General features: G+C 69.5%; 9 protein-coding genes and 1 pseudogene. All 10 read left to right on the top strand.

Annotated features, from left to right (window positions below):
• Positions 1 to 199: 199 nt before the first annotated feature.
• The gene (locus tag GH736_RS08915; RefSeq protein ID WP_235933911.1) at positions 200 to 1,555 is read left to right on the top strand and encodes a glycosyltransferase; all 1,356 of its coding nucleotides are present in this window, start codon (positions 200 to 202) and stop codon (positions 1,553 to 1,555) included.
• Positions 1,552 to 3,525 (top strand): right-handed parallel beta-helix repeat-containing protein, encoded by a 1,974-nt coding sequence (locus tag GH736_RS08910; protein WP_159602248.1) that lies wholly within the window; start codon positions 1,552 to 1,554, stop codon positions 3,523 to 3,525. The genes GH736_RS08915 and GH736_RS08910 overlap by 4 nt, the downstream gene beginning before the upstream one ends.
• Positions 3,522 to 4,655, top strand: a complete 1,134-nt coding sequence (locus GH736_RS08905) for a right-handed parallel beta-helix repeat-containing protein (protein WP_159602247.1) — start codon at positions 3,522 to 3,524, stop codon at positions 4,653 to 4,655. Before GH736_RS08910 ends, GH736_RS08905 begins: the two co-directional genes overlap by 4 nt.
• Positions 4,656 to 4,765: 110 nt before the next feature.
• Positions 4,766 to 6,196 (top strand): UDP-glucose dehydrogenase family protein, encoded by a 1,431-nt coding sequence (locus GH736_RS08900; RefSeq protein ID WP_203230694.1) that lies wholly within the window; start codon positions 4,766 to 4,768, stop codon positions 6,194 to 6,196.
• Positions 6,197 to 6,380: 184 nt separating this feature from the next.
• Complete coding sequence (locus tag GH736_RS08895) at positions 6,381 to 8,261, top strand: glycoside hydrolase family 15 protein (protein WP_159602243.1); 1,881 nt, start codon at positions 6,381 to 6,383, stop codon at positions 8,259 to 8,261.
• A 9-nt stretch (positions 8,262 to 8,270) separates the two neighbouring features.
• The gene (gene zwf, locus GH736_RS08890) at positions 8,271 to 9,692 is read left to right on the top strand and encodes a glucose-6-phosphate dehydrogenase (protein ID WP_159602241.1); all 1,422 of its coding nucleotides are present in this window, start codon (positions 8,271 to 8,273) and stop codon (positions 9,690 to 9,692) included.
• A gap of 71 nt (positions 9,693 to 9,763) precedes the next feature.
• Positions 9,764 to 10,528, top strand: a complete 765-nt coding sequence (locus GH736_RS08885) for an IclR family transcriptional regulator (RefSeq protein ID WP_159602239.1) — start codon at positions 9,764 to 9,766, stop codon at positions 10,526 to 10,528.
• Between the two features lie 93 nt (positions 10,529 to 10,621).
• Positions 10,622 to 11,815: a 4-hydroxybenzoate 3-monooxygenase gene (locus GH736_RS08880; RefSeq protein ID WP_159602237.1), complete on the top strand. Its 1,194-nt coding sequence runs from the start codon at positions 10,622 to 10,624 to the stop codon at positions 11,813 to 11,815.
• Between the two features lie 2 nt (positions 11,816 to 11,817).
• Positions 11,818 to 12,615 carry a protocatechuate 3,4-dioxygenase subunit beta gene (gene pcaH / locus GH736_RS08875; RefSeq protein WP_159602235.1) on the top strand — a complete coding sequence of 266 codons (798 nt, stop codon included), beginning with the start codon at positions 11,818 to 11,820 and terminating at the stop codon, positions 12,613 to 12,615.
• A pseudogene (locus tag GH736_RS24495) lies at positions 12,608 to 12,936 on the top strand (hypothetical protein); the annotation flags it as partial. The gene pcaH and the pseudogene GH736_RS24495, both read left to right, overlap by 8 nt.

Genomic DNA, 12,936 nt, shown 5'->3' with positions numbered 1-12,936 from the left:
CGGCTGCCCCCGCGTCTACCCCCGCCATCGGAAAGTAGGGATCCCGAGAGCGCGACATAGCGTGGGCGGACCCGAGAGGCTGCACCGACGTTCTTACCCGATCACGTGTTCGTGATGCTGCCTTGGTCGACGGAGACCGCTGTGCGAAACTCCGCCGGTTCGGCGTGCCTGCAACATGAACCCGATCGCCAGGAAGCCGATGCCCACCATGATCTTCGCGTCTGAGACGTTCTCCGACATCGACTGGAATTCCGCCGTCGTCGCGCTCTCGAGCGTCACGGCCTTCTTCTCCTCGATGGCACCGTTCTTCCCCATTGCCATCGCCGGCACGATCGTATGGGGCCTGTGGATCTACCGCTTCGTGCTCTCGCGCCGAGCCCGGCCGATCGACAACGCTTACCGCACCACGACGTCGGTCGTGGTTCCGTCGTTCCACGAGGACCCGGACATCCTGATGCGTTGTCTCGAGTCGTGGCGATCGCAGGATCCGGATGAGATCATCATCGTGCTCGACGTCGCCGACCTCGAAGCCTTCCAGCGCATCGAGGCGATCGGCGATGCACGACTGCGGCCGATCCTGTTCCACCACGTGGGCAAACGATCCGCGCTCGGCGTGGGCATCCGTGAGGCGAAGCACGACATCCTCGTCCTCACCGACTCCGACACGTACTGGCGACACGGCCTGCTCGCACGGGTGCAGATGCCGTTCATCGACCCCATCGTCGGCGGTGTGGGAACGCACCAGAACGTCTTCCAGCGCGACACCAGCGTCTGGCGCCGCGTCGCCGACTGGCTCGTGAACCTGCGTTACTACGACTACGTCCCGGCCATGGGACGCGCTGGCGCGGTGCCCTGCCTCTCGGGACGGACCGCCGCTTACCGACGCAGTGCAGTGCTGCCCGTGCTGGAGAACCTCGAGAACGAGTTCTTCCTCGGCCGGCGGTGCATCGCCGGCGACGACGGCCGCCTCACCTGGCTCGTCCTCGCGTCGGGATACCAGACCGTGCACCAGTCCAGTGCCCGTGCCCTCTCCATGTTCCCGGCCACCTTCACGGCGTTCGTCAAGCAGCGGGTGCGCTGGAGCCGCAATTCGTACCGTTGCTATCTGACGGCCATGGCCAAGGGCTGGCTGTGGCAGGTGCCGTTCATCACCAAGATCACCGTGCTGCAGATCCTGCTCACCCCGGTGACGATGGGCCTCACGCTGTTCTACCTGATCTTCGCCCGCCTCGACCTGACGGCGCTCGGCGTCGCGACCGCGGCCGGCTGGCTGCTGCTCGGCCGCGGAATCCGCGGCTACTCCCACCTCCGCCGCCACCCGCGGGACATCCTGATCCTTCCCGCGCTGGCCCTCACCGTGATCTTCATCGCCCTGCCGATCAAGGTGTTCGCGTTCGTGACCATGAACAAGCAGGGCTGGCTGACGCGCCACGCAGACCAGGTCGGGGGCGACGGACAGGGCTCACTCTCGCTGGTCAGCGAAAAGGGCGTTCGGTCGCGTGGTTCGAATGACGGGCCCGAGGCCGGGCTCCAACCCGAGGCGGCCGCCGCATGAGCACCGTGCGCAGGTTCCTCGCCACCACCCTGGTCGGCGCGATGATCGTGGTGGCTGCCGTGGCAGTGGGCATTCACGCCAAGCAGACTGAAGTCGTCGAGGCCGCAGGGCGCAACGAGATCGCCGCCAACGGCAACGTGCAGGGACGCCTGTACCCGGGCGACCCCGAACGCGAAGCCGCGCTGGTCACCAGCGAACAGGAACGTCTCGCCTTCGTGCGAACCGTCGGTTCGTCGGCTGGTTGGCAGCTCGACGGGCTCCACGGCCCGTACCGAATCCCCACTGCGCCGGTGTCGACCCTCGTGCTGCCGCTGCGTGAGGCGCCGTACACGTTCGCCGACCTGCTGGTGATCGCACCGGACACACTCGTGCAGCAGGCAGATGGGTCGTTCCTCCTGAGCGAACACGTCGTGGTGCTGCCCGGCGCGACGCTGGACCTCCGAGCGGACGCACCGCTGAAGGTCGTCCTCGCCAGCAGTGCGGACTCGTTCGCCTCCCTGGTGTCGCTCGGCGGGGTGCTGAACATCGCCGGGACTGAGGCCGCACCGGTCAGCATCGCAAGCCGCGACACGTCCTCCGGCACGACCGACGTGAACACTGCCGACGGACGTGCCTACGTTCGAGTATTAGGTGGTTCCACCACGATCACGCACGCCGATTTCTCCGATCTCGGGTTCTGGAGCGGGAACACCGGCGGCCTGGCCCTGACCGGCGTCGAGGATGCCGCGGCTGAGGCGCCGATCGCTCCCGAGGCAGCCGACGAGGGCATGAACGAGGTCGCCGACGAGGCTTCCGACGAAGCGTCGGACGAGGCGGCGACCGAGGATTCCGACGAGGCGGCGACCGAGGCTTCCGAGGAGGGGTCGGACGAGGTTTCCGACGGCACGCCAGCCGAAGCAGCAAGCGAGTCGGCCGCTCCGACGCTCTCGGGGAAGGAGCTCGCCGCCATCACCGCCGACGACCTCCCCGATACAGGCCTCGTCACCGGGACCCTGCAGAATGTCACGACGACCGGCAACGCCTTCGGCCTCTTCGTCTCGCGCGCGACGGGCGTCACGATCGCAGACTCCCGCGTGAGTGGGAGCCTGGTCGACGGCGTGGTGTTCCACCGTTTCGTTCAGAACAGTGCCATTCGAACGAGTGAGATCGTGGACAACGCGGTGGACGGCGTCGCGATCGCCAGATCGAGCTCGTCGGTCCGCATCGAGGACGTCACGTCGTCCGGGAACGGTCGCAACGGCATCTCCTTCGACGGCCGGCCGCTCGCCGACGGCCCGAGCGCGATCGGCACGACCGTCAGCGCGTACGGCGACGTGCACGTCGTCGGCGGCCAGATCGCGGGGAACGCACGATACGGCGTCGAGATCACGGGCGGTGCGGTCGCGGAGATCACCGGCATCGCCTTCTCCTCGAACCTGGTGGGCGTCCTCCTGAACCACGACGCGAGGAACGTCGACGTCACGGGCAACACCTTCGAGGGCGAGCGACGGCAGTCGGTCGCGCTCCGTGGCGGCGTGCAGGACACGCGCATCACCGACAACACCATCTCCTCCGTCAGCACCGGGGTCCATGTCGAGAACTCCGCCGCAGCTGTCACCGGCAACACCTTCACCGGGATCGGGAATCACGCCGTCACGCTCGTCGGAACGGCGACCGGTGCCCGGGTGACCGGCAACACCATCTCCGGAAACGGCACCACCGCGATCCACGACGATGACGCCTCGGGCGCCGTCGTCGGGCGAAACGACGTCGAAGGCTGGAAGACCGCGCCGACCGTGGTCTCCGTGCTGCGCAGCGTCTTCCAACCGCTCACCATCGTGTGGGTCGCGCTCGGCCTGCTCCTCCTGATCACCGCCCTCTCCGGTCGCCGCCGCCGTGGCATCCGACACCCGTACGCAGACCGCCTTCCGCTCACGGCGCTGAGCCGCGGTGTGGTCTCGCCCGACACCTTGCGAGGTATGCACTCATGAACCGACTCCGAACGGACACCAGCTCGTCGCCGCCAGAACGGCGGCGCAGGCGAGCGCTGCTCGTCGCCGCCCTCGTACCGGCCGTCGTCGCACTGCTCGTGGTCGGGGGCGCCCTCATCGGATGGGCGGTCGCGCACTACCAGAGCGACGAGCGGCAGGATGACGCAGGTTCGTCCTCGGCGGAGGAGGAGCGCAACACCGACTCAGGTGACGGCACGCAGGCGGCGCCCACCATGCTGGCGCACGCGAAGTGCCCCAGCCCGACCGTCGACGTCACCACGGCTCACGAATTGCAGGAGGCCCTCGATTCGGCCACTCCCGGCGACGTCATCGGGCTCGCCCCCGGCCAGTACGTCGGCGAGTTCACCGCCTCGGTCGACGGGGAGCCCGAGACCCCGATCACCCTCTGCGGGACCCCCGAGAGCGTGCTCGATGGCGACGGCATCAAGAAGGGATACGTCGTGCACCTCGACCACGTCGCGAATTGGGTGCTCCAGGGCTTCGCGGTCCAGAACGGGCAGAAGGGCGTGATGGCCGACGGGACGACCAAGTCCGTCATCCGAGGGCTGCAGGTGTCGGGCATCGGCGACGAGGCGATCCACCTGCGCGCCGCCAGCAGCGACAACCTGGTCATCGGAAACGCGATCAGCGACACCGGCCTGCGCAAGCCCAAGTTCGGCGAGGGCATCTACATCGGCACCGCAGAGAGCAATTGGTGCGACATCAGCGACTGCGACCCCGACCCCAGTGACCGCAACGTGATCGAGGGGAACACGATCTCCCGCACGACCTCCGAGAGCGTCGACATCAAGGAGGGCACGAGCGACGGCATCCTTCGCGGCAACACATTCGACGGGGCCGCGCTCGTCGAGGCCGACTCGTGGGTCGACGTCAAGGGCAACGACTGGGTCATCGAGGGCAATACGGGCGCGAACTCTGCGGCCGACGGCTTCCAGACCCACGAGATCCTCGACGGCTGGGGAACCCGCAACGTCTTCCGCAATAACACGGCGCAATTGTCGGGCTCAGGCCTCGCCTTCTCGCTCAAGCCCGAGCGGGACAACGTCGTCGAATGCAACAACACGATCTCGGGCGACGCAGTACTCAGCAACGTGACCTGCCGCGGCTAGAGGGCGAACTCGCCGCCCTCATCGGGCATCCCGCGCCGCCCTCATCGCACCCCACCGCCGCCCTCATCGGACGGCCCGCGCACCACCGATCCATGCCACAGGAGACCCCTATGCCCACGTACGAAACGAACATCCGTCCGACCCCTTCCCAGATCGTCGAGCACCCGCGCATCACGGTCATCGGCACCGGCTACCTCGGCGCCACGCACGCCATCTGCATGGCGGTGCTCGGATTCGACGTGCTCGGCGTCGACGTCGACGAGCGCAAGATCGCGGCCCTGCGCGCCGGAACCGTGCCGTTCTTCGAACCCGGTCTGCAGGAGCAGCTGGTCGCGGCACTGGATTCCGGCCGGCTCTCGTTCACCACCGACTTCGACCAGGCAGCACAGTTCGGCGACGTGCACTTCGTGTGCGTCGGGACTCCGCAGGCAAAGGACTCGGCGGCTGCCGACCTCACCTTCGTCGTCGCGGCGTTCGAGGCGCTGGCCACGCGGATCACCCGTAAGGCGCTGCTCGTCGGGAAGTCGACGGTGCCGATCGGCACTGCAGCACGACTGACCGAGCTGGTGGCCGAGGTGTCTCCGATCGGGCGTGAGCTCGAGCTCGCGTGGAACCCCGAGTTCCTGCGCGAGGGCTTCGCGATCGAGGACACCCTGCACCCCGACCGTCTCGTGTTCGGCGTGGAGTCCGCCTGGGCGGAGCAGCAGTTGGGGGCGGCCTTCCGACCGATCCTCGACGATGGCACGCCGCTCATCGTCTCGGACCTCGCGACCGCGGAACTCGTGAAGGTGGCCGCGAACTCATTCCTCGCCACGAAGATCTCGTACATCAATGCGATGGCCGAGGTGTGCGAGGCGACCGGCGCTGATGTGAACCTGCTGGCGACGGCGCTCTCCCATGACAGCCGGATCGGCGGTCGGTTCCTGAAGCCGGGACTCGGCTTCGGCGGGGGCTGCCTGCCGAAGGACATCCGCGCCTTCGCACACCGTGCCCAGGAGCTCGGGGTCGGCCAGGCGGTTGCGTTCCTGCACGAGGTCGACGACATCAACAACCGCCGTCGCGTCCGCACCGTGGACCTGATCCGCGAGCTCGCGGGCGGCGACCTCGCCGGGAAGCGCATCGGCGTCCTCGGTGCCGCCTTCAAGCCGAACTCAGATGACGTGCGCGACGCACCCGCACTGGACGTGGCTCGCATGCTCTATCTGGAGGGCGCGGTCGTGCGGGTCTACGACCCCGAGGCCAATGCGAACGCGCATCGTGCCTATCCCGACCTGGAGTACTCCGACTCCATGAACCACGCCGTGACGGATGCCGACGTGGTCGCACTCCTCACGGAGTGGGACGAGTTCCGCGAAGCAGAGCCGGCCGCGCTCGGCGCGCTGGTCAAGGCGCGGAGGATCGTGGACGGCCGCCACGCGCTCGACGTCGACGCCTACCGCGCGGATGGGTGGGAGTTCCGAGCCTTGGGGCGGCCCGCGCAGCCCAGGACCGCGGCCCTGGCCGTTGACGCGCGAGACGAGCGCCCAGCGCTCTCCGCCTGACAGAGTTCTGCCGGGGTCGCACGCGAGCAGGTCGCACGCGACCCCGGCAGACGCTCATTCCACCGGCGGCTGCCCCCAGCACTGCACCGAGGCGAGCCAAAGCCGCGCCCGTCGCCGCGCCTCGGTGTGGCGGTGCCGGCCGGGCCGCTGTCGTGCCACGATGAGCCTGGGGAGAGGGGTGTCCATGGGGGAGTACCCGAACATCGCGGACCACGGGCTGATCGGCGACCTGCAGACCGCCGCGCTCGTGTCGACCGACGGCACGATCGACTGGTTCTGCAGTCCGCGATTCGACTCGCCGAGCATCTTCGGCTCGCTGCTCGACGCCGAGCAGGGCGGGTTCTGTCGGGTCCGGCCGATCGCCGAGGACTACGTGACGCGGCAGCTGTACCTGCCCAACACGGCGATCCTCGTCACCCGGTTCATGACCGAGGCGGGTGTGGGCGAGGTAGTGGACTTCATGCCGATCGCCGGCCACGAGGCGACGGATCGGCACCGGATCGTGCGCCTGCTCCGGGTGGTGCGGGGCACCATGACGTTCGAGGGCGTCGTCGAGCCGCGATTCGACTACGGTCGTGCGGCGCACACCATCGAGCCGGTCGAGGGCCACGGCGTGCGGTTCACCGCCGGCCACCAGTCGCTGACGGTGCACCGCGTCGGCGGCATGATCGTGCACGGCACGGAGCGCGCCGGTCACGTCGAACTCGTCGACGGCGGCATCCGCATCACCGGCACGCTCAACGCCGGGGAGATCACCGGCGTCGTCATGGAGACGGGCGGTGCCGACCCGGCCCAGGTCTCCGAGGAGGAGCTGAGCGCGCTCTTCGCCGAGACGCGCACGTACTGGCGCGAGTGGAACAGTCGGTCGACCTACCGCGGTCGGTGGCGTGAGATGGTCGCCCGGTCGGCGATGACCTTGAAGCTCATGACCTACGCGCCCACCGGCGCACTCGTCGCCGCACCCACGGCGGGCCTTCCCGAGCAGGTCGGCGGCGAACGCAACTGGGACTACCGCTACACGTGGATCCGGGACGCGTCGTTCTCGGTGTACGCGCTGCTCGGGCTCGGCTACACCGAGGAAGCGGAGGCCTTCGTGGCCTGGCTCATGGACCGCGTGAAGGAGAGCGTCGGCACGGGCTCGGGACCGTTGAAGATCATGTACCGGGTCGACGGGTCGTCCGACCTCGTCGAGGAGTCGCTCGAGCACCTCGCCGGGTACCGGGGCTCGCTTCCCGTGCGCATCGGCAACGGCGCGGCCGATCAGATGCAGCTCGACATCTACGGCGAGGCGATGGACTCGATCCACCTCGCCGACTCGCACGGACTCCAGCTCCCGCACGTCGGGTGGACGCAGATCAGCAGCATGCTGGACTGGGTCTGCGACAACTGGGACCAGCCCGAGGAGGGCGTCTGGGAGACGCGCGGCGGCCAGCAGAAGTTCACGTTCGGCCGCTTCATGTGCTGGATCGCGCTCGACCGCGGCATCCGGCTCGCCCAGGAGCACGGCCGGCCGGCCCCCATCATCCGCTGGCGCGAGCAGCGCGACGCGATCTACGAGCAGGTGATGACGACGGGGTGGCACGAGGAGCGCCAGGCCTTCGTGCAGCACCAGGACACCGACGTGCTCGATGCGTCGCTCCTGGTCATGCCGCTCATGGGCTTCATCGCGCCGCGCGACCCGATGTGGCTGTCGACGCTCGCGGCCATGGACACCGAGCTCGTGTCGGACAGCCTCGTCTACCGCTACAACCCGAGCGCCTCGCCCGACGGCCTGCGCGGCTCTGAGGGCACGTTCACGCTGTGCTCGTTCTGGTACGTCGACGCCCTCGCCCGGTCGGGCTTCCTCGACGAGGCGCAGCTGACGTTCGAGAAGATGCTCACCTACGCCAACCACCTGGGGCTCTACGCCGAGGAGATCGGGCTCACGGGGGAGCAGCTCGGCAACTTCCCGCAGGCGTTCAGCCACCTGTCGCTGATCAACGCGGCGGTCAACCTCGACTACCAGCTCGACCACGGGTCGGGCTTCGTCGACCCGGTGCTGAACACCGGACGACGGACGCGCTAGGAGGCGACGATGGCCAAGGCTGGATCCACAGCGACCGCACTCCACGGCACGAATGAGCCCGACGGCGACGTGCTCGTCATCTTCGGCATCACCGGCGACCTCGCGCGGGTGATGACGTTCCACTCCCTCTACCGGCTCGAGCAGCGCGGCCTGCTGCAATGCCCGATCGTCGGCGTCGCGTTCGACGACTGGACGCTCGACCAGCTCGTCGAGCGCGCCCGCACCTCGATCGTCGCGACCGGCGAGGTGCTCGACGAGGCGGTGTTCCAGCGCTTCGCCGCGCGCCTCAGCTACGTCCACGGTGACTTCGCGGATGCCGCGACCTACACCCGTGTGGCGGCAGCCGTCGGCGACGCGACCACCCCGGTCTCCTACCTCGAGGTGCCGCCGAACCTCTTCGCCACGGTCGTGAAGGGCCTCGCCGGAGCGGGCCTCACCGAACACGGCCGCGTCGTCGTCGAGAAGCCGTTCGGGCACGACCTCGCGTCGGCGCGGGCGCTCGCCGAGGAACTGCACCGGTACGTCGACGAGTCGCGGCTGTTCCGCATCGACCACTACCTCGGCAAGATGGGCCTCGAGGAGATCCTCTACCTGCGCTTCGCGAACACGATGCTCGAGCCGGTGTGGAACCGCAACTACGTCGACAGCGTGCACATCACCATGGCCGAGGACTTCGGCGTCGCGGATCGCGGCCATTTCTACGACCCGGTCGGCGCGCTCCGCGATGTGGTGGTGAACCACCTCCTGCAGGTCGTCGCCGCCGTCGCGATGGAGGCGCCGGCCCGCGGCGACACCGAGACCATCAAGGACATGCAGACGTCGTTGTTCAAGTCGGTGTCCGACGCCGACCCGGCCAGGGCCGTGCGCGGGCAGTTCGACGGGTATCGCGACATCCCCGGCGTCGCGGCCGACTCGACGACCGAGACGTTCATCGCCCTCGAGCTCGGCATCGAGAACTGGCGGTGGGCCGGCGTGCCGTTCTTCATCCGCACCGGCAAGCTCCTGCCGGTGACCGCCACCGAGGTGCGGCTCGTGTTCAAGCCGTCGCCGAACCTCGGCTTCGGGCTGCGCGACGCCCAGAGCACCACCGACCAGCTCGTGATGCGCCTCGACCCGTCCACGGGGCTGCGGTTCGTGCTCAACGCGCAGCGGGCGGATGCCCCGAAGCCGCGTTCCATCGACCTCGACATGGAGTTCGCGACCGAGGGGGGCGAGGGACCGACGCCCTACGAGGTGCTGCTGCTCGCGGCCATCCGCGGCGTGCGGCCGCGCTTCAACCGGCAGGACACCGTCGAGGAGGCGTGGCGCATCATGCAGCCGTTGCTCGACGCGCCGCCGCCGGTGCATCCGTACGCGCCCGGATCGTGGGGGCCCGCCGAGGCCGACGCGCTCGTCGCCGGCCACGGCGGGTGGCGCGACCCATGGGTCTGAGCAGGCGGCGCGCGCACCGATCGGCGGTGCGATCGCGGCGTGCCGACGGCGCCGATCACTAGAGTTGGCGCATGTCGGGTCGTGCCGCCGACGGCCGCTCGGTCGCCGAGAAGCTCTTCGCGATCGGCGACGCGTTCCAGGGCCGTGAAGACCTGTCGCTGAGCGAGATCGCGAGCCGCTCGCACCTGCCGCTCTCGACGGCGCATCGCCTCGTGGGCGAATGGGTGGCGTGGGGCGGCCTCGTCCGCGGCGACGACGGGCGGTACCGCGTGGGCATGCGCGTCTGGCGGCTCGGCGTGCGCCAGCCGACCGCCATGCGGCTGCGGCGCATCGCGATGCCCTACCTCGAGGACCTGCTCGAGGCGACGACCGAGCACGTGCATCTCGCCGTGCGCGACGGACTGGGCGCGATCTACCTCGAGCGGCTGTCGGGGCCGGGCGCGGTGTCGGCGATCTCCGACGTCGGCTCGCGGCTCCCCCTGCACGCGACGGGCGTGGGGCTCGTGCTGCTCGCCCACGCGCCGACCGAGGTGTTCGACGAGCTGCTGGCGTCGAAGCCCCGCAAGTTCATGCCGAACACCCTCACCGAGGAGCGGGAGCTGCGACGACGCCTGGCGGAGATCCGCTCGTTCGGCCTCTCGACGTCGGTCGAGGAGCTCACGGCGGGCGCGTTCTCGGTCGCGGCGCCCGTGCGGGACGCGACCGGCGAAGTGGTCGCGGCGGTGTCGATCATCGCGCACATCGAGCGGCTCAAGGAGCCGCAGTTCGCGCTCGGCGTGCGCATGGCCGCACGCGGCATCTCATCGGCACTCGGCTACCGGCCGCAGGGGGAGTGAGCAAGTTCTTCCACTGAGTGGAAGTCGGGCTGCGGATGTCGCGGGCGCGATCCATGCTCGTCATGTTCTTCCCGACGACGTGAGAGGCATCCAGTGCGAACGTCCACCTCCGTGGCGATCATCGGCGCCGGCCCCGCCGGGCTGCTGCTCGGCCACCTCCTGGCGCAGGCCGGCGTGCCGTTCGTCATCCTCGAGGCGCAGACCCGCGAGCACGTGCTCGGCCGCATCCGCGCCGGCGTGCTCGAGCAGGGGTCGGTCGACCTCCTCGCCGAGCACGGCCTCGACGCCGACCTCCGCGAGCGCGGCCTCACGCACCACGGCATCTACCTGCAGTTCGAGGGACAGCGGCACCACGTCGACTTCGTCGACCTCGTCGGGCGCACCGTCACCGTCTACGGCCAGCAGGCGCTCGTGCGGCACCTCCTGGCCGAGCACGACCGGCTCGGCTCGAACGTCGTGTTCGAGGCATCCGACGTCGAGCCCGTCGGCGTGACCGGAGCCCGGCCCACCGTCATCTACGCGAAGGACGGCGTCACCGAGGAGCTCGAATGCGACTTCGTCGTGGGCGCCGACGGCTACCACGGGGTGTGCCGTCGGAGCATCCCCGGCGGCGGCCTCGAGGTCTTCGAGCGCTCGTACCCGTTCGGATGGCTCGGCATCCTCGCCGACGTGCCGCCGTCGACCGACGACCTCATCTACGCGCTGCACCGCGACGGCTTCGGCATGCACTCGATGCGCTCGCTCCAGGTCTCGCGTCTCTACCTGCAGGTGGCGCCCGACGAGTCGATCGACGACTGGAGCGACGCGCGCATCTGGGACGCGCTGCAGCAGCGGCTCGGCGTCGACGGCTGGCAGCTGCAGGAGGGCCCGATCACCGAGAAGTCGATCACCCCGATGCGGAGCTTCGTCGTGTCGACCATGCAGCACGGCCGCATGTTCCTCGCGGGCGACGCCGGCCACATCGTGCCGCCCACCGGCGCGAAGGGCCTCAACTCGGCGATCGCCGACGTCGCCCTGCTCGCTCGCGCCATCCTCGACCAGCGCGCCGGCGACGACTCGGGGCTGGCCCGCTACAGCGACCGCGCCCTCGCCCGCCAGTGGAAGGTGCAGCACTTCTCGCAGTGGATGACCGAGATGCTGCACGTGCACCACGAGGTGCCGGATGCCTCGGCGCGCGCCTTCCGCTATCGCAGCCAGGTCGGCCAGCTCGAGTACGTCACGGGCTCCCGCGCCGCCTCCCAGAGCCTCGCCGAGCAGTACGCCGGCCTTCCCTTCACCACGGAGTGAGCATGCACCGACCCGTTCCCCAGCCCGAGCTGACGCAGCAGGCCATCGGCGACGAGATCACCGAGCGCCACCGCCACGAGCGCGACGCCGCGGCATCCGCCGGCACGCCGCTCGCCGCCCATCCGCGCCGCGACTTCGCGCCCTACCGCTCGACGACGCTGCGGCATCCCACCCATGAGCTCGTGCGCGCCGACCCCGAGGAGATCGAGCTCGTGTCGCCCGCGTTCGGGCACACCGACGTGTCGGCTGAGGAGGGCGACCTCACGATCCAGCACCGCGGCGAGCCGCTCGGCGAGCGGATCATCGTGACCGGGCGAGTGCTCGACGGCGACGGCCGGCCGGTGCGGAACCAGCTCATCGAGATCTGGCAGGCGAACGCGTCGGGCCGCTACGTGCACAAGCGCGACCAGCATCCGGCGCCGCTCGACCCGAACTTCACGGGCGTCGGCCGCGTGATCACGGGCGACGACGGCAGCTACCGGCTCACGACGATCAAGCCGGGTGCCTACCCCTGGAAGAACCACCGCAACGCGTGGCGGCCCGCCCACATCCACTTCTCGTTCTTCGGGAGCGCGTTCACGCAGCGGCTCATCACGCAGATGTACTTCCCTGGCGACCCGCTCTTCGCGCTCGACCCGATCTACCAGTCGATCGTCGACCCGGCGGCCCGTGAGCGGCTCGTGGCCCGCTACGACCACGACGTGACCGAGCCCGAGTGGGCGCTCGGCTACCGCTGGGACGTCGTGCTCACCGGCCCGAAGTCGACCTGGATGGAACCGGAGGACGCCGACCATGCCTGACCCGACCGCGCACGAGGCGTTCGACGCGACCGACCTGCCCGGCGCCGAGCAGCACCCGGATGGCCACCGCGGAACGCTCGGCCAGACCCCCTCGCAGACCGTCGGCCCGTTCTTCGGCTACGCGCTGCCCTACGACGGCGGTCCCGACGTGCGGGCGGCGTGGCAGGCCGACGCGATCCGCCTGCACGGCACCGTGTTCGACGGCGCGGGCTACCCCGTGCCCGACGCGCAGACGGCCCTGCCGTTCCTGATCGGCTGGGTGCTCGGCATGGCGACGATGGTGACGATCTTCACGGTCGGCGCGCACGCGATCCCGTCCCC

The sequence above is a fragment of the Agromyces humi genome, assembly GCF_009720255.1.
In the GTDB taxonomy this organism is placed as follows: Bacteria; Actinomycetota; Actinomycetes; order Actinomycetales; family Microbacteriaceae; genus Agromyces; species Agromyces humi.
This window is presented reverse-complemented; position numbering and strand designations above follow the sequence as displayed.

What these genes read in the sequence shown, in the direction of transcription:
- GH736_RS08915 (WP_235933911.1), top strand. Translation starts at nt 200, where the DNA reads ATGCCCACCATGATCTTCGCGTCTGAGACGTTCTCCGACATCGACTGG.
- GH736_RS08910 (WP_159602248.1), top strand. Translation starts at nt 1,552, where the DNA reads ATGAGCACCGTGCGCAGGTTCCTCGCCACCACCCTGGTCGGCGCGATG.
- GH736_RS08905 (WP_159602247.1), top strand. Translation starts at nt 3,522, where the DNA reads ATGAACCGACTCCGAACGGACACCAGCTCGTCGCCGCCAGAACGGCGG.
- GH736_RS08900 (WP_203230694.1), top strand. Translation starts at nt 4,766, where the DNA reads ATGCCCACGTACGAAACGAACATCCGTCCGACCCCTTCCCAGATCGTC.
- GH736_RS08895 (WP_159602243.1), top strand. Translation starts at nt 6,381, where the DNA reads ATGGGGGAGTACCCGAACATCGCGGACCACGGGCTGATCGGCGACCTG.
- zwf (WP_159602241.1), top strand. Translation starts at nt 8,271, where the DNA reads ATGGCCAAGGCTGGATCCACAGCGACCGCACTCCACGGCACGAATGAG.
- GH736_RS08885 (WP_159602239.1), top strand. Translation starts at nt 9,764, where the DNA reads ATGTCGGGTCGTGCCGCCGACGGCCGCTCGGTCGCCGAGAAGCTCTTC.
- pcaH (WP_159602235.1), top strand. Translation starts at nt 11,818, where the DNA reads ATGCACCGACCCGTTCCCCAGCCCGAGCTGACGCAGCAGGCCATCGGC.